A 20,764-nucleotide genomic window follows, 5' to 3' on the forward strand; every position below is an offset into this window, starting at 1 on the left:
AGGCTAAAGAGAGCCTTCCTATAGACTATAGGTTGCTCGCTTGAATAACGTAGCAACACAGAAGTACAACAGAGCCTAATATAACCAGTGTGTTTGGGGGTGCTTATGATTCAAGTAAACTTCGAGCTGGCGAAAAAGGCCTATGCAAAAGTGCTGAAATACCCATATGGTGGTGAGATTGAGCAGCATGAGTATATGGCGTTACGGATGTTCCGTTGGGATTTGTCCCGTGCAGGAATGCCAATTGATCGGTCGTTTGATTTGCGTTTGAAAGCGTCAGGTTACCGGATGATCGCTACTCGTCCTGCAAGAGCGCACCGTCCGCTTCCTTTATGTGTTTTGGAGAAAATGAGCGAGGACTGGAAGCGGGAACATGGTTATTCATAAGAGTGTAACTAAAAAAGGGCTTTGTGTAAGAAAGCCCTTTGAGAGTTTAGTCTTGTGATATAAAGCTTATTTCGCGCGGTTGAACGTGACTACCTGATAGTTTAGTGGTGCCAGAGAAGGTTGTTCGTTAGCGACATAATCAATAACGGCTTGTGCATCGGTGTTGCAACGGGTGCTTTCTGCTTTACAGTTTGGCCCGCTTACCTCGTAGTGAACTTTGTATTTGCCACCAATTTCTTCGATATTGTTCACTTTGAAGCCTGTTAGCTTGTCATCAACGAAAGCCAGGTCGACGCGGCCAGAATTTTTCTGCTGGGCTTTGAACAGAGGTGTCCAGCCATCGTTACCGGTTGCGTTGTAATTGTTGATTGCAACGTTGTAGGTCTTGTTGTCTTCAAGTGCAGTCCATTTCGGGTTTTCCGTTGAACCTGTCATAACTTCCACGAAATCCAGTTTACCTTTTTGTTTGGCAACAGTTTCTGTGTACTGGTAACGGATATGGCCACCATAAGGGAATTTCCCTGCATGTGAACCTTTTGGTAGCGTTGCAGTTACCGCCCCTTCAATTAACGCTTTGATGTCTGCACCTTTAACCGGTAATACAGACATGAAGTTAGAAAATGGCAGTAGTTCCAGTGAAACATTACCTTCACGGTATTCGCCGGCTTCCATATTGGTACGGATACCACCTGCACCGATTAGGGCAAAGTCCACTTTCATACCGGTTACTTTCTGCACTTCAGCGCTATTTGCCCAGTAGTATTGACCTTGAGCAACCAGAGCCGCTACATCAGAACCGTGTATATCCGTACCGCGGTCACCAGGGCGACGTTCGTGGTTGATTTCTTCGGTTACTTGGGAAATCACACTGCCATAAGCTTTGTCGACAGCTGGCTTGTACTTGCTATCGATAAGCGAACGCATTGCCATTTCTTCATCAGCAATCGTGATATTTTCTTCTTGATCAATGAAGTCGACGACTTGGGCTGTATCTTTTGCGTTGAACTTACTTGCAGCTTCACGCGTTGGCGAGTGGTAATACTCCTCGTTACTTAGCAGGGTGTTCAGGCCGTTACAGTCAGTAACGTCACCTTGCTCATCGAAAATCACTTTTAGCTGGCCGATGGCTTGAGCATACTGGCCTGCCTGAACAACACATGTCCGGCTTTGGCCGTCAGGATTGTTGACCATTTGCGCGTAAGTGCCGTTATGGTCATGGCCCAGGTTGGTGAAGTCACCCAGTAAAGTATGAGAGTGACCGCCAACGATAAGGTCAATACCGTTAACTTTAGAGGCGATATCCAGATCGACAGCATTACCGATATGGGTTAGTGCAATAATGTTCTGGATGCCTTTAGCCTCCAGCATATCAACCGTTGACTGGGCGGATTGAACCATGTCATGGAATTCGACTTTGCCGGTATTCGGTGCCAGATTTGGCATGTCATCTAGGGCAATACCAAACACAGCAACAAGATCTTTGTCTTTTGGCAGGTTATTCAGATCAGTGACTGGTGTTTTTTTATTGCCGTCGAACGCAAAAACAACATAAGGCTTCAGGTTAGTCTGATTTTTCAAATCAGCATCTTTACTGGTATCAACATTGGCTGCAACAACCGGGAAGTTGATATCGCTGATGAACTGGTTCAGCTTAGTGTTATTCAGATCGAACTCATGGTTCCCCAGCGCCATAGCGTCAAGGCCCATCTGGCTCAGCAATTCAGCATTCATTGCGCCTTCGTTAAGCTTGAAGTAGGCGCTGCCTTGCCATGCGTCACCACCGTGAAGGAACAGAAAGCTGTCGTTTTCAGTTTGTGCTGCTTGCTTGTATTCATCGGCCATAGTTTGTAGGCGAGGGAAGCCACCAAACTCGTTATAAACCAGAGTTTCATCAGCTTTGAAGCTGGATTTTACCGGATCAAAATTGGAATGCGTGTCGTTAATGTGAGCGACAGTCAGTGTAAAAGTGTGTTCCGGCTGTGAAGGTGTTTGAGCGCAACCTGCAAGTGCGGTCGCGATAGAAAGTGCGATGAGAGGCTTTGAAAAGGTCATTCAATTACCTATTTATCATTTTTAGGGGGCTAGATAAAAAAACGCCCCGCAGTAGCGAGGCGCGGGCAATATAGCCAAGAATATATGCATGAGCAAACATATTTTTTGGTAACTTAGTCTGTGATTTTATCGTTTGGCGCAAACGTTCTCTTTTTTGTGATGGCTAGGGTGCTGAAATATAAAGGCTTTTTAAGGCAACTGATTGCGACAGTAAGCAACTTAGCTTTTAGCTAACTGTATGTTCCAAAAACAGGTTTGGTGGTTATTTGGACATTGTATTGGATGGAGATTGTTCTGGTTGGATAGGGTGGTTTTCAATCATTTTATGAACACAACAACAAAATGCGAATGTTAGATTGTTAGTATTTTAATTCATGAGTATGCTTTGTTTTAGATAAATCAAAGGATTATTGGCGTGGAACTATCATCAATCATCGATATTTTTGAAGACTATTTAGAAGAGCATCTTGAAGGGAAAAGCGAACAGCTACCAGATGTACTGCCGGATGAAATTCAGACTTTACTCGAGGAGCCTGCCGTTTTTTTTCTGATTACTCAAATGGGGATTTGCTGTCCATATGAGATTGATTCCATTGAGTATAAGGAGTTGCTCCGCTGGATAGAGTTTGCTGCTGTCTCTTTTTGTACGATGAGACGAGTCAATCCGGAAGCTTTCCAGGCTTATGCTCAATTAATATCTGATGTGCTGAATCAAACTCTTGATGAGGAAACCATAGAACCTGAGCAGTTGTATGCTGTGGTTCGGGTGCTAAAAGGGCATCAAATCCCTGTTTCTGATCACATCATGGAATGGTTGCATCAACACTATGAGCCCGAGTTTGAAGAGGAGCTTGATGTTGATGCATTGAGCGAGGCTATGGTGCATGAGATCCGTGAGTCGGGTATTCGTTGTGCTGAAGACTTTGTTTTTATGATGGAAGCTGAATTGGCAATGATGCCGTCTCAGGGTATGTCGGAGTTATTTGCGTCACTGACGGTTTTTGACTGGTACGTTGATGCGGCGGTTATGTTGCTTTCTCATAATGAGGCGTCGATAGCAGCACAGGCTCGGGAATTTTTGGCTGCAATGCCTGATAAAGAATGGTGTAAATTGAAAAAACCGGGTTACCTGACCGTATTGCGCCACTTTGTAGCTGATGATTTAAAAAAACAGATTGATTATTGGCAGCGTCAGGTATTGAGGTACAACAAGGCCAAAACCAACAAAGTGACGGTGGTTGAAGCAATGGCCTGCATGCCTGATGGGGAAGGGGCTGCAATACTGACAGTTCTGCTCAAGGATAAGTTTGGCTATGCGTTGTGGAATGCCGTCTTACGTTTTGATATGGGGATTGCCGAAAGCTTTTATCAACCGATGGAAAGCAAGGCGGAGTGGACATCGCTGATTGAAAAAATGCGTAAGGAAACTGATACCCATCAGGTAGACCCGCTCTATATCAAACAAGTTATTCCATGGATGCTGACCCTAAACCAGGAAACAAAAACGTGTCTTGATATGGCATCCTTGCTGTTTTTGAGTTTGTTGCCGGCTGAGTGGGCTAAGCCGCAACCTGCAAACCTGAGCGATATGATTGCGGCACACATTCAAAAACCGGAAGCCAGGGATGTAGAGAGTGCTCGCAATATCAGTGATTTATTGTTAATGCATTCATCGGTAAATACTTGGTTTGAAACCTCATTGCCGCCTGGTTGCAAAACTCCGCGAGATGTTATTAATAAGGTTTTTCTTGCTGATCGGACTGGGTTGGTGAAGCGCATGATTCTTAGTGGTTTGGTTTGTCACTTTGCCAAATCAGCTGAGGGGCTGGAAAGGTCTGAAGACATCTTTTGGCTCAATGCATATGATTTGCTCAACAATCCATTGAAGCGAAAGCAATTACCGTTACTTAATGTGCTGGCTGAGCGATCGTTGGACGCCGTAAAACATGAAAAACAATGGTTATCATCACTGAATTTGATGGCAGAACCTGATACCGGTTATGTCGTTAAAATTGAATTGGATGATACTCGTCCTAAAGTATGGCGCAGGATGACAGTAAGTAATAAAACATCATTGCTAGAGCTTCATACCATAATCCAGATTGCGATGGGATGGGAGGATAGCCATCTGTTCCAGTTTATTGATGATCGTGATAATTATCCGACAGGGGCTGATGAGTATGATTACGATCAGTTGGAAGATGTCATGCTTGGGATGTTGCTGAAAAAGCCAGGTGATCACCTAGAGTATGTCTATGATTTCGGTGATTATTGGCAGCATACTATTACTCTGGAAAAGGTTCAGAGCAAATGCTGTTTGGTGCCAAAGGTTACAGCTGGAAGCCGGATGTGTCCGCCTGAGGATTGTGGTGGCATTCCGGGTTATGAAGGATTGCTGAAGGCGCTGAAAAGACGTAACGAGGATGATCTTGAGTTACTTGAGTGGAGTGGCTGGGATGCTGATGATTTTGACCCTAAAGAGTGGAGCAAGGAATCTGTTAATGAACAGTTGCGCGACGCTATTATTGTTGAATAATCACAATCGTTAATTATTGAAACCAGTATCTTGCGATGCTGGTTTTTTATTTGAATTTTATTAAAAATATCCCATAACAAGCATTGCTATTTTAAACCAGAATCATTGTCACAGTCTGTGACTTTTGTTTTCTTTTATTTGCACATTTAGTGATGAAGCTAATACAAATAAAGTATTGATAATAATCGCTTTTAAGTTGATTTTTGCCAGCGTATATTCCCGTTAATTATATCGAGACAGGCCAACTCTTTGTTATTGATGCATATTGCGTATTTCTTAGAACATAAGAGTACAAAGTAAAGATAACGTGGGTTGGTACCATTTGAAGGGAATAACCATGACGGGAAAAATACCATTACGGCACTTGATGTTGGGGATCGCCGTGCCTAGCCTTTTGGCTGTGAGTTGTTCGGCTTATGCCGATGTTGCCTATTTTCGCTATCAGAATGATCTGAGTTATCGACTCGAACCAGTGCAGGTTTTTCGGATGCGAAAAGCTGTACCTGAGGTCAATCTGCGTAAGGCGCTCAAACCGGTTATCAAGAAAACGTATTATAGCGAGCAGGCGTTTCTTGAATCGCTACAGCAACAGCTTGGTGAAGACGTTGTTGGCAAACATCAGGCATTTTTCCTGGAGAAAGCAAAGCAGCCGCAGCGTGACCTGGCAATAGATGTGCTGGGCGATGACGTCGTTCAGATAGCATTTAAGGCGCAACCACAAACAGAAGCCCTGCCGACGACTGAGTTGATTGATATCACTAAGTTTAATGGTCCTTCGGTATTGAATAGAACCGGACATGGTTTCTCGACGGCGAATTTACAAGTTACGGTGAATCCTCAAAGTCTGTGCGTGAGTATTGTATCGAAATCCACAGGCAAGCTGAGTGACATCTGTCCGGATAAAATAAACAGTTTCACGCTTAAATCAGATGGCGATTATCAGTTGAATGGCCTTGGCCAGGAGTTTCATGACCCAGGTAAGCTTAATACCAACTGGCTTGGCTTTAAACGTCAGGGCGGCAATAAGATGGAAGGCTATCAGGGCGGTGGTACAGGTAACACCCAATTCCCGATCCTGTACGCAATAAATTCACAACAGCGTAACTATGCCATTTACTTAGATACTGTTTATTCTGTGAGTTGGGATTTCACCAAGGCACCTTGGAAAGTTTCGCAGCTTGAAGGCACACCAAGCTTTTTGTTTATGGCCGGGAAAGATTTGCCGGATTTACGTCAGAAATACATGTCGATGGTTGGTACCCCGCTGGTACCGCCACGGAAAATGTTTGGCATGTGGTTATCGGAGTATGGTTTTGATAACTGGCTGGAGTTGGATGACAAGCTGGCAACGCTGAAGCAGCATGATTTTCCTCTTGATGGCGTGGTTATGGACTTACAATGGTTCGGTAATGTTGATGCATTCAGCCCAACCAGCCAGATGGGCACCCTGACTTGGGATCGTGAGCATTTCCCTGCACCAGAAGAGAAAATCAAGTCTTTGAAAGCCCAAGGTGTCGGCATGATGTTGATTGAGGAATCCTATGTCAGTGACGGACTGGAAGAGTTCGGCAAGATGGCTGAGAGCGGATACCTGGTCAAGGAGGCGAAAACAGGCAAGGTCATTGATTCAGATCCGAATAATTACGGATACTGGTGGGGTAAGGGCGGTATGATCGACTGGACTAACGCTTCCGCCGGTGATGAATGGCACGATTGGAAGCGTAAACCACTTATCGACATGGGCGTGATTGGCCACTGGACCGATTTGGGCGAGCCGGAAATGTACAACCCGAATGGTGTATATACAGATGGTCGCTCGCAGAATGATGTTCATAATATCTTCAACTTCAAGTGGCTGGAAAGCATTTACAATGGCTATCAGCGTAATGAAACGGAAGTTCGTCCATTTATGATGTCTCGCTCGGGAGCGCCGGGGATCCAGCGTTTTGGTGCCACTATGTGGTCGGCAGATATCGGAACGAACCTGGAAAGTTTAGCTGGCCAATTCAGCATGCAGCCGAATATCGTGTTGTCAGGTATCGATTATTACAGTTCTGATATTGGCGGTTTCCATCGCAGTGCCTTGAGCGCAGTGCCGGAAAAACGTGAAGCCGCCCTGAATGAAACTTATACCCAATGGTTTGCTTACAGTTCCTTGTTTGAGGTGCCGGTTCGTCCGCATACCGAGAACTTGTGTAACTGCAAAGAGACAGCGCCGGATCGGGTTGGTGATATGGTTAGTAATAAGGCCAATATCAAACTGCGTTATCAGTTGATCCCATACCTGTATTCGTTGGCCCATCGTGCCAATATTGCAGCAGAGCCAGTCTATCCGTCAATGGATTACTATTTTGCAGATGACCTAGAGGCTCATAACTTGGCTGGTCAGAAGATGATGGGTAAAGATCTGATGGGGGCTGCGATTGCGAAAATGGGACAGACGGCGGTAGATGTCTATCTTCCGAGTGGTCAGTGGTTCGATTACCGTACAGGTCAGTTGTTTGACAGTAAAGGAGAGTGGCTTAAACAGCTTCCTGTTTATGATAATGGTGTTTTGACCTTGCCGTTGTTTGCCCGTGACGGTGCTATCGTTCCTGTTAATCCGCAGCAGGCAATGCCGCTTTCCAGCGATGTGCCGCTGATTCTGGCTGCACGGATCTATGGTAGTGACGGTGAATTTACGTTGTATGAAGATGATGGAGCTACGAATGCTTACCTGCATGGTGAAGTTCGTAAAACGACGTTTAAAACGCATGATACAGATAACGGTGTTCAGTTGGTTATCGATACCCAAGGCAGCTACGCGAATGCACCGCAATCCCGACCTCTTCAGATTGAATGGCTTGGCCTGAAAGGAAAAGTTAAAGCACTGGAGTTAAACGGTCAGGAATTAACCGGTTGGAAACAGGACGGCACTCAACTTGTGTTTGAGCATGTTGCACTGCCTGTCAGCAACCAAATTAGTGTGTCAGTGATTATGCGGTAATTGTGTAACCAATATTGAAATCGTTAATTTATGAAGCCAGCAGAAAGCTGGCTTCATTGCTATTAGTGTGAATAGGGTTGTTTGTTATGTTCTTCGCTGCCCTCATAAATTCTACGGTTTTGATTGCAACAAAGATAAGCGCCAGTAAAATGCTGGCGTTTTGTTGTTTTAGGTAAAAGCGCTATGCGTATTCACGCGGTACATAATTTATACGAAGAACGTTTGGCACGTTCGACACGCCCGTTTCGGGCAAGGGGTTGTAAGGTTGAACGTTGTCGCTACTGTATGCAGCGTGAACACCTTTGTATCTGTTCTGAAAAACCGGTTATCGATTCCAATGCTGCCTTTTTGCTGGTGATGTATGATGATGAAATCCTTAAGCCAAGCAATACAGGCCGTTTGATTGCGGATTTGTTTGAAGATACGTTTGCCTATATTTGGTCACGTACCGAGCCAAATCAAGAGATGCTGGAACTGCTGAATGACCCACAGTGGCAACCTTATGTGGTATTTCCTGATGAATATGCTGAGCCTGAGCGTGTAGCCGAGAAGGTGGAAGTGGGTACGGGTAAACGACCTCTTTTTATTATGCTGGATGGTAGCTGGGCGGAAGCCAAGAAGATGTTCCGTAAGAGCCCGTACCTGAATAAATTTCCGGTATTGTCTATCAACCCTGAAAAGCCTTCTCGCTATAAAGTACGTGAAGCATCGAAAGAGAATCAGCTGGGGACCGCGGAAGTGGCAGCCCGCATTATCGACTTGTATGGTGAACAGCGAAATGCTGATGTACTGGATCTTTGGTTTGATGTTTTCCGTGAAAACTACATTGCAGGAAAAATGAACCGCGTATTGCCGGATGAATCAGCAATCAAGCAGTTAAAAGAGTATCTGGCAGCGTAGTTGAGCGGTATTGTTTTAGCAGATAAAGTAATTAAATAACAGCAGGTTGAAAACTAATACAACAACTTGCTGTTTCTTTCGGCAAACGCGAGCTGAAACTGTTATCTGACCCACTAAACTTGTGGCTCGTCACAGTCTGTAGGTGTAGATGTGTGGATAATTTTTTCAGTTTTGTTTTTATAAATTTTGCGGAGAGTGCAGGATGTACTACGGCTTTGATGTGGGCGGTACCAAGATTGAATTTGGTGCATTTAATGAGAAACTGGAACGCGTTGCGACGGAACGTGTGCCGACGCCGGGTGATGACTATGAAAAACTAGTCGAAACTTTGGTCGGTATTATTCAGAAAGCCGATGAGCAATTTTCTTGTGAAGGTTTTGTCGGGATCGGCATTCCGGGAATGGAAGATGCCGAAGATGGCAAACTACTGACCTCAAATGTACCTGCGGCCAAAGGTCGTACCCTGCGTAAAGATCTGGAAGCAAAACTGGGTCGTAGTGTAGTAATCGATAATGATGCTAACTGTTTCGCACTTTCTGAAGCGTGGGATGAAGAACTACAAGGCGAAAAATCAGTTCTGGGGTTGATTCTGGGTACAGGTTTTGGCGGCGGTTTGGTTTTTGACGGCCATGTATTCTCTGGTATGAACCACGTAGCCGGTGAGCTGGGTCATACTCGTATGCCAATTGATGCCTGGTTCCACCTGGGTGAAAAAGCGCCGTTATTTGAGTGTGGTTGCGATAACAAAGGTTGTATCGATAATTACCTGTCTGGCCGTGGTTTTGAGCAGCTTTACACCCATTATTATGGCGAGAAGGTTAAAGCCGTTGAGTTGATCAAACGTCACGCAGAAGGTGACGAGAAGGCCGTTGAGCATGTTGATCGTTTTATGGAGCTGCTGGCTATCTGTCTGGCAAACCTGTTTACTGGTCTTGATCCTCATGTTGTGGTTCTTGGTGGTGGCCTATCAAACTTTGAGTTGCTGTACACCGAGCTGCCTAAGCGTTTGCCGAAGCATTTGCTGTCTGTTGCCCGTGTTCCGAAAATCGTGAAGGCGAAATACGGTGATGCTGGTGGTGTGCGCGGCGCTGCATTCCTGAACATTAAGTAATCACGTAAGAGTGATTGAGAGAAAAAGCACTGCTGAGCAGTGCTTTTTTTATATTTTCTGAAAAACTTTGCTAAAATCCGCGCTCTTTTGTTCAGAACCGGAAACACTGCATGTCATTTCAAGCGTTGGGGCTACAAAGCCAGCTAGTTGATACCGTAACCGCCTTGGGCTTTAAAACCCCAACCCCAGTCCAGCAACAAGCCATTCCAGAAGTGTTAGCTGGTCACGATATTATGGCTGGTGCTCAAACCGGTACGGGTAAAACGGCTGCATTTGGATTGCCAGTACTTCAACGTTTGCTCGAACAGCCTGAGCTTGAACCTGATACAAGTGCTGATAGGGAAAAAGCCAACATCCAGATCCGTGCTTTGGTGTTGACACCGACCCGAGAATTGGCGCAGCAGGTTTATGACAGCATCACGTCTTATAGTAAGGATACTCCGATTAAAACGGCCGTTGCCTACGGCGGCACGAGTATGAATGTTCAGGTAAATGCTATCCGTTCAGGTGCTGATATTTTGGTCGCGACCCCAGGACGACTGTTAGATCACGCTTATGTCGGGACAGTTGATTTGGCTAAGGTTGAATGCTTTGTCCTTGATGAGGCGGATCGTATGCTGGATATGGGCTTTATTGACGATATCAAGCGGATCATGAAGCGGATGAAAACCGCAAGGCAGACACTATTTTTCTCTGCAACCTTCTCCAAGCAGGTGAAAAAACTGGCTTATGACATTCTTGAAGATCCTAAGCTGATTGAAGTAACCCCAGCTAACAGTACAGCCGTGACCGTGGAGCAAATGGTGTACCCGGTTGACAGGCATCGAAAGCGCGAATTGCTTTCGTATCTGATTGGTTCTCGAAACTGGCAACAGGTTTTGGTGTTTACTAAAACGAAACAGGGTTCTGATGAGCTGGCAAAAGAATTGGGGTTGGATGGGATTAAAGCAGCTTCAATCAATGGTGATAAGAGCCAGGGCGCAAGACAGCGCGCATTAAATGATTTTAAAACAGGCAAGATCAGAGTGTTGGTTGCAACAGATGTTGCTGCGCGCGGGCTAGATATCGATCAGTTGGAATATGTCGTGAACTTTGATATGCCGTTCAAAGCTGAGGATTATGTTCACCGTATCGGGCGTACTGGCCGGGCTGGTCAGGCGGGCAATGCCATTTCACTAATGAGCCTGGATGAAGAGTGGGCGCTAAAGGCAATTGAAGAGCTGCTGGATACTCGTCTGCCACAGCAGTGGCTGGAAGGCTATGAGCCTGACCCGACGATTGAACCTCCGGAAAATCGTCGCCGTGGTCGTTCTGCTGACAAACGTAAAGCAAAAGCAAAGCATAAAATTCACAAGAATCGTGGTCGTCATACTCGTCGATAAGTGTTAAGACGATAAGCGTTAAAACTGCTTTTATATAAAAGCCGTCAGTGTGATTTTCTTATGTATTGGCGGCTTAAATATATCAAAAAAAATGTTGGCGACTGAGTTTATGGGTCAATTCTGACTTATTTGATGTTTTTTGAGCGTGAAAGATGTATTCCTGTCTCAATTATTTGCTGTAACCAAATAATAAATTGTTGAACATTAGGCTCTTTGCTAGTGTTCGCGCGTTTTTCTGAAATTACAATGTAGTGCGAGTTTGGGGGGAATGTGACAAAGCTTACTCGGCGTATTCGACTAGCTGTTTATACCCTTATCATTGTCACAGTATCATCCTATTTATGTTACCTCTCTGGGGTTTTTGATACTGAGCTGGTTATTTCTTCTAAGTTAACATCCTTTAAAAGTATTGATGACAGCGACTATGATGGTTCAACGAAGTCATGGCTTGATTATGATGGCCACTCACTCACGCTTGAATGCAATATCACAGATGTAGCGAGGTGGCCGTTCTGTGGTGTTTCTATAATGTTGAGTAATGACTCCATGGGAGTCGATTTGAGTAAGTATCACTCGATTGGTTTAGAGCTTGACTATAAAAGCCCACCGTTCTCAGAACGTATTCGTGTATATCTGCGTAATTTTGACCCGGCTTACTCAGATCTCCGTGATCCACTGTCTCTTAAATATAATTCAATTGAGTTTTCTCCCGGAATGGGGAGTGGTTTATCTGTCATACCGATGCAGGCATTTCAGGTGCTCTCATGGTGGATTGCAGACTATGAAATCCCCATTGAAGAATCAGGTCAGCAAGTTAACAATGTTATTGAAATTCAGGTTTCAACGGCGGGCAAAATCATTCCAGCTAACTATAAGCTCAAAATTAAGTCTCTGGTGTTTTATGGGAAATGGATATCAGAAGCATCACTGTTGAAGTTTAACGTCTTAATGTGGCTGGCGGCGGCGGGGGCTTTTCTATTGCTGGAATACTTTCGGTTACAAGGTAACCTTAAATCGGTAGAAGCTCGTCGCAATGAGCTGCGTACGACTAATCGGGCATTGTTTGAAAGAACCCGGCGTTTTGAAGAGCTGGCTTATAGAGATGCTTTAACAGGTACAAAAAATCGTAATGCAGTATCAGCCTGGCTGGAAGAAGCGATTGAGGACGCAATAATCCATGGTAGTGCATTCTCTTTAATCTATCTCGATATTGATCACTTTAAGTCTATTAATGATAGGTATGGCCATCTCAAAGGAGATGAGATCCTGAAAGCCTTTGCAAAGCTGCTAGAGAGTCAAATCTGTGAGAGTAATGTGTTTGTTCGTTGGGGCGGAGAAGAATTTATTATCTTTTGTCCTGGTGAATCACTTTCGTATGCTGAGCCTTTTGCTCAGCATTTAAGGGCCGTTGTGGAATCTAACCAATGGACTGATGACTTACCTGTTACTTGTAGTATCGGTGTTGCCGAACTGACCGGAGATGAAAGCTTTGAGTCATTGCTAGACCGGGCGGACAGTGCGCTTTATGCAGCAAAACAGGGTGGAAGGAACAGGGTTGAGGTAAAAAGCGTTCGTTTAGAATATATTAATAAGCGCATCAGTAGTTTGGTATGATAGCCGACTATATTCACGGAATGACAATAAGGTAGCTGTGACAATTATGATTCGTTTTGGTGTGATTGGTACGAATTGGATAACCGATAGCTATATCGAAGCCGCATTGAAAACAGGTAAATATCAGTTGGCGGCGGTGTATTCCCGTCAGATAGAGAATGCTCAAGAGTTTGCGGCAAAATATGACGTTAGTTTGTGTTTTGACAGCTTGGAAGAAATGTCGGCAAGCGATGCCTTGGATGCGGTATATATTGCCAGCCCGAACTCCCTCCATGGACCTCAAGCAAAATTGTTTATTGAACAAGGTAAACATGTCATTGGTGAAAAGCCGCTGGCTTCAAATATTGCTGAGGTTGATGCCTTGATAACAATGGCCCGAGAGAAAGGCGTTGTTTTGTTTGAGGCAATGAAAACAACGTATACACCTAATTTTCAGCGTATTCGTGAGGCACTACCGAAATTGGGTAAGCTTCGAAAAGTCTATTTTTCCTACTGCCAGCTCTCTTCCCGTTATAGCAAGTATTTGAATGGCGAAAACCCGAATACCTTTAATCCGGCGTTTTCCAACGGTTCGCTGATGGACATCGGGATATATCCGCTAAGCGCAGCGATTGGATTGTTTGGTGAGCCAAACAGCTTTACAGCGCAAGGTGTATTGCTCGATTCGGGGGTGGATGCACATGGCACTCTGGTGCTTCACTATAGCCAGTTTGATGTGGTGATCAGCCATTCCAAAGTCAGTGACGGGTTAATCCCAAGCGAATTGCAAGGTGAGCAGGGAACTATGCTGGTTGATGGTATTTCAGAGTGCAAATCGGTAATGCTGCACAGACCAGGTGAACCAGCTCTCGAGCTGACTCAATCGCAGGAAGAAAATGTGATGTATTACGAAGCGGTGGAGTTTGCCCGTCTGGTTGAAAAGCAGCACATTGACCATTCTGGTTTGGCGCGTACTCAGATTGTCAACACGATTATCACTCAGGCTCGCAATGTTGTTGGTGTCCGCTTTCCGGCTGATGAAGATATGCTGGTCTAGTTACCTAGGACAAACAAATTTTTGCGACTGACTTTTAGTTGTTAAGGGTAACGGTATTTAGTCGTTAAAAAAGGTGGCCATAGTCGGCCACCTGAGAGGGAACATTTATTTATTGTTAGTCGTAGTGCAGGGTTTAACTTTTGAAAAACTGGAGATTAGCTCTTCAGGGGTTACCAGAACATCCATGCAAACATGGTTAGCGCACCGATACAGGCGATGTTGAGGTAGATACCGACTTTCATCATTTCAGACTGCTTGATATGACCAGATCCAAAGACGATAGCATTCGGTGGCGTCGCAACCGGTAGCATGAAGGCACAAGATGCAGATACTGCAATCAGTGCAGACAGGATGACCGGAGATACGCCCAGTGCTTCGGCGACGGTAGCAAAAACCGGTACCAGCAAGGCAGCACTGGCGGTGTTACTGGCAAATTCAGTCAGGAACACAACGAAAGCAGCGATAACTAAGATGGTGAAGAACAGGCCTGCTTGCTCTAGGAGGCCACTCAGGCTATGTGCCAAGAAGACGCTGGTGCCAGTAGCCTTCAGGACATTGCTCAGGCAGATACCACCACCGAATAGTAGCAATACACCCCAGTCAGTTGATTTCTCGATATCCTTCCATTCAACCACTCGCGATACACCTAGCAAGACTATGGCGCCGAGGGCAATCAAGGTGTCGAACTTACTGAAACCGCCAAGGAATGCATTGATAGGCTTACTAAAAATCCAAAGCATTACTGTCAGAGCGAAGATAGTCAGGGTAATAAGTTTACCGTTGCTCCACTGTACCGGCTTATGGTCAAGTTCGAAGGTGTGGTTAAGATCTGGCTTTAGCAAAAAGTAAAGCAGTGCAACAGTGATAGGTAATAGCATTAACGAAATTGGCAGGCCAAATTCCATCCACTCGGTAAAGCTCAGTCCAACTTCAGCGGCGGCAATGGCGTTGGGCGGGCTACCAACAACTGTCGCGATACCACCAATACTTGCACAGTAAGCAATACCCAGCAGGACGAAGACATAGGTACTGCGATGGCTTTGTTCATTTACTTTGTTGAGTACACCAAGCACCAGAGGAAGCATCATTGCTGTGGTTGCAGTATTACTGATCCACATTGACAGTGCTGCCGTAACGCCAAACAACATAAATACGGCTACAGACATACGCCCTTTGGCAATTAGTAATACCTTGTCGGCAATCGCTTTGTCGAGTTCTTGTTTGTGCAGGGCTGCGGCAAGGGCAAAACCGCCCAGGAATAAGAAAATAATTGGGTTGGCAAAGTTGCCGAGCGCCTGAGGTGTTTTAAAGATACCAAAGCCAATTGCCAGTAGCGGAACCAATATGGCAGTGATACTGACATGCAGGGCTTCGGTTAGCCATAGAATGGCGACAAAGGCCAGAATACTCAGACCGACAACAACATCTTGTTCAAAGGGGAGGGTGTTTAACAATAGGGTAAATAGGGCGATGTCTGCCAGTAGAATGATGCTGTTCCGGTCAAACAGCCACTTTTTCAGTGTCAGGGTTAAGGCTGTCATATGCTTTCCTTTTAATGGGTATAGTAATGGTTGCGATAAAGCGCACAACATTTTTGTTATTGCGGATGTTACAGTCTATTTGGTAATTGTTAACTGGTTGATGGCTGTTTGTTATCTTGTCGGTGGGGGGATTGTTTTTTTTGTGAGCTTGTCATTCTGATATGTGTGGAAATATACCCATAGCGAACTTCGCTAGATAATCATTCTGTATAAGCGGGGGAAAGTAGACATTATGGTAGTTATATTAACTGTTACATGATTTCAATATTGTTCAGTTTCGTATTAGGTTGAAACAAGGAGGTGATTTTTTTGCGTTATTTTTAACGCATTTTAAATTGGGTAAAAAAATAAGTCGTGAGCAGTCTTAAAATAGAGGGTAAAAAGTTAGAGTTATTCGTCGGCTTTTTGACTTGTTGTGAGTCAGAAAAATGTTGTTTTGTGCTTTCTGTCACAAAAGTTACTGTGCTCAATAAAAACTGATAACAGCGACATTATGCCTTATGTATCATAAGCAAAAATAAAGATTGTTAATTATAAAATTAAATTAAGTTGAGGCTAGGTTGTTATGAGTGCAAAAGCACAGGGGGTGCGTAAGCGTGTCCATAGTGATGCGCAGGCGCATATGAAAGAAGTCAGGATGAGGTTTATGAAGTCTTTTATTGAAAAGGTGGAAAAGCAGAAACTGCGCTAAGTAGTTATTTCATCTAGGACAGATTTACAGAAAAAAGCCGCTGGATACAGCGGCTTTTTTTATTGTTGGGGCATAGGCCCTTCTATCACCATTTCTTGTGTTGAAATAGGTTCTTTAGGGCCAGGGAAACGCGGTTGAATATCTAAAAGATATATATCAATCATGGCTTTTACTCGGGCAAGGACTTCACGAGTGCGAATTTTAAGCCCTGCCAGACCCCGGGGTTCAGGGACCGCCAAGCAAATGGCGTCGATATTATTGCTTTGGGCGATAAACAGTGCTCGTTCACAATGGAACTTCTGGGTAATGATGACAAAGTGGTTAGTTTCGAATACGTTTTTGGCTCTGACTACAGAGTCCAGAGTACGAAAACCTGCGTAATCAAGAACAATGTCTTTATCCGGTATGCCTGCTTTTAACAGATCACGTTTCATTGTCCATGGTTCGTTATAGGAACGGTGAGCGTTGTCACCGCTTAGTAATAGGATATTGATCTTGTCAAGTTGGTATAAAGATAGGGCCGCTGACATTCGGTAGTCGTAGTATGGATTGAGGTTCTTCGCGATATATTTGCTGGTGCCTAGCACCAGGCCGACCGTGCGGGATGGAATAAGAGAAGTGTCAGTAAAAATGCGATCGGATGTATAGGCGGAGATCCAGCGATCAATAAGTAAACTCGCCCCGACTAAAACGATTAGCAGTACTGCAGAAATGCGAAATAAGTAAAGCAGCTTCATACGAATCCAGATGTAAAAATGTAAAATAAACTCTTGTGTTAAAAGTAAATGGCATCAGGAATTGGTATTTCAACGTGCTATGAATAAACCAACAATCAAGCGCCTAGTTTCTGTCCTTTGTATAGCGTAGCCAGGATAGAAAACTAATTAGTTTGGTATAAGTATAATACCTTAATATCTTGATAATGTTATGCAAAAACCATGTCAAATCTGTAGCTGCCGTGTGAAAAGCATAGCTTTTGAGGAGGGGAAGTGGTGGGCAAACTTTATGTACAGTGGGAAAAACAAAAAAGCCCGCTAAGAGAGCGGGCTTATTAACAGGCGTCTTCAGATTAGAAAGAAGTACGCTTGTAACGGCGGTATTCTGATTGCCAGAAGTTCGCGTCGATCTTCTCTTTGATACGCTCGTCAGTGCTATTTGGCGCTTTGCCTTGTTCTACTGCTTTCTTCGCTACAGCATATGCAATGTGACGAGAAACCTTTTGAATATCTTCAAGAGGCGGTAGCAGAGCACCTTCACCATTAATTGCCAGTGGAGAACACTCTGCCAGGGCACGGCTACTTTCCATTAGCATTTCGTTGGTAACACGGTTTGCACCTACAGCCAGTACACCTAGGCCGATGCCAGGGAAGATGTAGCTGTTGTTACATTGTGCGATTGGGTAAGTTTTACCATTGTGTACAACCGGCTCAAATGGAGAACCAGTGGCAACTAGTGCATTACCGTCAGTCCAACGGATGATGTCTGCTGGCGTTGCTTCTACACGGCTAGTTGGGTTAGACAGTGGGAAGATAATCGGGCGCTCACAATGCTTATGCATTTCGCGGATAACTTCTTCGCTGAATAGACCTGGTACGCCAGATACACCGATCATGATAGTAGGCTTGGCATGACGCATAACATCTAGTAGAGAGATGTTGTTATCTGCTGTTTTCCACTTGTTGATCTTAGAGCGAGGCTGAACAAGCTTCTGCTGGAAGTTGATCAGGTTTGGCATGTCATCAACTAGCAGACCCCAACGGTCAACCATGAACACTTGGCTACGAGCTTGTTTCTCAGAGATACCTTCAGAAACCATCTGAGCAATGATTGCTTCTGCAATACCACAACCAGCTGAACCTGCACCAAGGAAAGTAATACGCTGTTGAGACAGTTTCGTGCCTGCAGCTTTACAAGCAGCCAATAGAGAACCAACGCTAACTGCTGCTGTACCCTGGATGTCATCGTTGAAGCAGCAAACTTCGTCTTTGTAACGCTCTAGCAGTGGCATAGCATTCTTCTGAGCGAAGTCTTCAAACTGGATTAGTGCTTCAGGCCAGCGCTGCTTAACTGCCTGGATAAACTCATCAACAAAGTTATCGTATTCCTGGCCAGTAATACGAGGGTGGCGCCAGCCCATGTACATTGGGTCAGACAGGCGCTGTGGGTTGTTGGTACCAACATCAAGTACTACAGGAAGAGTATAAGCCGGGCTGATACCACCACATGCAGTGTAAAGAGCAAGCTTACCGATTGGGATACCCATACCACCGATACCTTGGTCGCCCAGACCCAGGATACGCTCACCGTCAGTTACAACGATAACTTTTACATTGTGGCGAGATGCGTTGTTTAGCATATCTTCAATGCGATCACGGTTTGGATATGAGATGAACAGACCACGGCCACGACGGTAGATATTTGAGAAGTTTTCACATGCCGCACCTACAGTTGGTGTGTAGATGATAGGCATCATTTCAGTAATGTGGTTTTCTACCAGACGATAGAACAGAGTCTCGTTCGTGTCTTGGATGTTGCGTAGGAAGATGTGCTTATCCATATCATTATCAAAGTTCAGATACTGCTGATAAGCACGTTCGGTTTGTTCTTCAATTGTTTCAATCGCTTCTGGAAGCAGACCTTCCAGGTTGAAGAACATGCGTTCTTCTACAGAGAATGCACTACCTTTGTTTAACAGAGGAGTTTCAAGTAACGCTGGGCCAGCGTACGGAATGTAGAGAGGTCTTTTATCGTTTTTCATGCAATAGACTCTGGTTATGGTTAGGTAGTTATTAATGAAATTTAAATTTCATTTTAGGCGCTAATCCTATTCCTATAATTCTTTTATTTCAAAGGAAGATGCGAATATTTTTCAATAAAGTGATCACGTTTTTTGCTCAAGAGGGGAATTGCCCCACTATTGTGGCGCAAGCGTAAATTCAATGTTTCGCATAAATTGAAAGCTTGGGTGTTTATGTGGCTTTTGTGTCTTTTGTATCTTTTGTAATTACCGGATCTTTTGTATTTTTTGTCGTTTTTTTTAAGGTGGTTTCATTTGTTCAATTCTGTCTCAATTTATAGGAAATGCTAAAAAATACCCTATGAGGTTATATGCCATGCATTTACTACTATGTATGTAATACACTCGTATATCTATGCAGAGAAATACATGAAAATAGTATTTTTAGGTGGTTGTGAAACGGTGACAGGCTCCAAGTTTTTGGTGGAAACCAAGACAACCCGGGTGCTGGTGGACTGTGGTTTATACCAAGGTTACAAATGGCTGAGAAGGCGAAATTGGCAACCTTTGCTTTTGGTCGATATTCATCAATTAGATGCGATTCTTTTAACTCATGCACACTTGGATCATTCCGGCTACATACCGGTTTTATACAAAAAAGGCTATCGAGGACCAGTTTTTACCCATACAGCGACAGAGGCGCTCTGTCGGATCTTGTTGGCTGATAGCGGAAATCTGCAGGAAGAAGATGCGCGGTTCTATGGTAAGCATCATATAAGTAAGCATGATACTCCTGAGCCTTTATATGATCGCGCTACGGCGGAGCAGTCAATGAAGCTGTTCAAAACAGTCGAATATGATGAGCGTTTTAGTGTTGGTGATATAACGATTTATTTTCAGAATGCTGGCCATATTCTCGGGGCAGCCAGCATCATAATAGAAGCAGAAGGAAAGAAAGTCGGATTTTCCGGTGATGTAGGTCGCTCGGACGATATCTTGATGATGCCACCGGACCCGCTACCGGAGCTTGATTTACTGTTACTCGAATCCACTTACGGTAATCGCCACCATAAAAAAACAGATCCTTTCCAACAGCTGGCCGATATTGTCAATGAGACGGCGCAAAAGGGCGGGGTGCTGTTAATTCCGTGTTTTGCTGTTGGGCGTTCCCAGACACTGATGCATATGTTGTCTGTGCTGATGGCTGACGATCGTATTCCTCATTTACCAACTTATCTTGATAGCCCGATGGCTATAAATGTCTCTGACATATATACCCGTTATTCCTCAGAACATCGGCTCACACATTCTCAGTGCTATGCTATGTGTAATACAGCAATTTACACGCGCAGTGTGGAGGAATCCAAGGCGTTGGCAGAAATGCGTTTTCCCCACATTATTATAGCTGGTAGCGGCATGGTGACTGGAGGCCGGATCTTGCATCATATTAAACACCTTTTATCGGATCACCGGACAACATTGTTATTGACGGGCTATCAGGCAGGGGGAACCCGTGGCGCAAAATTGCTTGAGGGTGCCGAGATGGTTAAAGTCCATGGCAAGTGGATCCTTAATCGTGCGCGGGTTGAAGTGATGCACGGCGTATCTGGACATGGGGATTATCTGGAGATTGAGCAATGGTTGAAGCACTCCAAGCTACGGAAGGGGATGCCTATCCAGCTTATTCATGGCGACCCCGACGCATTGGAGGGAATGCGAGATCATTTGCGACGTAATACGGAGTTTGATGTTGAAATTGCGGGTTATCAAAATATTCTAACGATATAGAGG

14 protein-coding genes are annotated in these 20,764 nt (G+C 44.6%); 10 read left to right on the top strand and 4 right to left on the bottom strand.

Annotated elements, in window-relative coordinates; all coding sequences use genetic code 11:
* Positions 1-105 precede the first annotated feature (105 nt).
* Entirely contained in the window at positions 106-387 is a 282-nt protein-coding gene (locus Q0852_RS12820) for a hypothetical protein (protein WP_299018506.1), read from the top strand.
* Positions 388-453: 66 nt separating this feature from the next.
* Here the strand turns inward: Q0852_RS12820 and Q0852_RS12825 are convergent, their stop codons facing one another.
* A complete protein-coding gene (locus Q0852_RS12825; RefSeq protein ID WP_299018508.1) occupies positions 454-2,439 on the bottom strand; it encodes a bifunctional metallophosphatase/5'-nucleotidase in 1,986 nt (661 codons plus the stop codon).
* A 415-nt stretch (positions 2,440-2,854) separates the two neighbouring features.
* Between Q0852_RS12825 and Q0852_RS12830 the strand changes: the two genes are divergently transcribed.
* From Q0852_RS12830 to Q0852_RS12860, 7 genes are all read left to right on the top strand, one after another.
* Positions 2,855-4,975 (top strand): plasmid pRiA4b ORF-3 family protein, encoded by a 2,121-nt coding sequence (locus tag Q0852_RS12830; protein WP_299018510.1) that lies wholly within the window; start codon positions 2,855-2,857, stop codon positions 4,973-4,975.
* Between the two features lie 337 nt (positions 4,976-5,312).
* Positions 5,313-7,961: a TIM-barrel domain-containing protein gene (locus tag Q0852_RS12835; protein WP_299018512.1), complete on the top strand. Its 2,649-nt coding sequence runs from the start codon at positions 5,313-5,315 to the stop codon at positions 7,959-7,961.
* Positions 7,962-8,144: 183 nt separating this feature from the next.
* Entirely contained in the window at positions 8,145-8,861 is a 717-nt protein-coding gene (locus tag Q0852_RS12840; protein WP_299018514.1) for a tRNA-uridine aminocarboxypropyltransferase, read from the top strand.
* Between the two features lie 202 nt (positions 8,862-9,063).
* Positions 9,064-9,972 (top strand): N-acetylglucosamine kinase, encoded by a 909-nt coding sequence (gene nagK / locus Q0852_RS12845; RefSeq protein WP_299018516.1) that lies wholly within the window; start codon positions 9,064-9,066, stop codon positions 9,970-9,972.
* A 110-nt stretch (positions 9,973-10,082) separates the two neighbouring features.
* Positions 10,083-11,354 (top strand): DEAD/DEAH box helicase, encoded by a 1,272-nt coding sequence (locus tag Q0852_RS12850; protein ID WP_299018518.1) that lies wholly within the window; start codon positions 10,083-10,085, stop codon positions 11,352-11,354.
* A 270-nt stretch (positions 11,355-11,624) separates the two neighbouring features.
* Positions 11,625-12,968, top strand: a complete 1,344-nt coding sequence (locus Q0852_RS12855) for a GGDEF domain-containing protein (RefSeq protein ID WP_299018519.1) — start codon at positions 11,625-11,627, stop codon at positions 12,966-12,968.
* 46 nt (positions 12,969-13,014) lie between these two features.
* Positions 13,015-14,004 carry a Gfo/Idh/MocA family oxidoreductase gene (locus Q0852_RS12860; protein ID WP_299018521.1) on the top strand — a complete coding sequence of 330 codons (990 nt, stop codon included), beginning with the start codon at positions 13,015-13,017 and terminating at the stop codon, positions 14,002-14,004.
* Positions 14,005-14,174: 170 nt separating this feature from the next.
* Here the strand turns inward: Q0852_RS12860 and Q0852_RS12865 are convergent, their stop codons facing one another.
* The gene (locus tag Q0852_RS12865; protein ID WP_299018523.1) at positions 14,175-15,545 is read right to left on the bottom strand and encodes a DASS family sodium-coupled anion symporter; all 1,371 of its coding nucleotides are present in this window, start codon (positions 15,543-15,545) and stop codon (positions 14,175-14,177) included.
* A gap of 565 nt (positions 15,546-16,110) precedes the next feature.
* Here Q0852_RS12865 and Q0852_RS12870 point away from each other — a divergent pair.
* Positions 16,111-16,236 (top strand): hypothetical protein, encoded by a 126-nt coding sequence (locus Q0852_RS12870; RefSeq protein WP_299018525.1) that lies wholly within the window; start codon positions 16,111-16,113, stop codon positions 16,234-16,236.
* A 59-nt stretch (positions 16,237-16,295) separates the two neighbouring features.
* Here the strand turns inward: Q0852_RS12870 and Q0852_RS12875 are convergent, their stop codons facing one another.
* Positions 16,296-16,973 carry an ElyC/SanA/YdcF family protein gene (locus tag Q0852_RS12875; RefSeq protein WP_299018527.1) on the bottom strand — a complete coding sequence of 226 codons (678 nt, stop codon included), beginning with the start codon at positions 16,971-16,973 and terminating at the stop codon, positions 16,296-16,298.
* Between the two features lie 332 nt (positions 16,974-17,305).
* Complete coding sequence (locus Q0852_RS12880) at positions 17,306-18,994, bottom strand: NAD-dependent malic enzyme (protein ID WP_299018529.1); 1,689 nt, start codon at positions 18,992-18,994, stop codon at positions 17,306-17,308.
* A gap of 408 nt (positions 18,995-19,402) precedes the next feature.
* Here Q0852_RS12880 and Q0852_RS12885 point away from each other — a divergent pair, with 408 nt between their 5' ends.
* Complete coding sequence (locus Q0852_RS12885) at positions 19,403-20,761, top strand: MBL fold metallo-hydrolase (protein WP_299018531.1); 1,359 nt, start codon at positions 19,403-19,405, stop codon at positions 20,759-20,761.
* Positions 20,762-20,764 lie beyond the last annotated feature (3 nt).

The organism is uncultured Photobacterium sp., from assembly GCF_947502415.1.
Lineage (GTDB): Bacteria > Pseudomonadota > Gammaproteobacteria > Enterobacterales > Vibrionaceae > Photobacterium.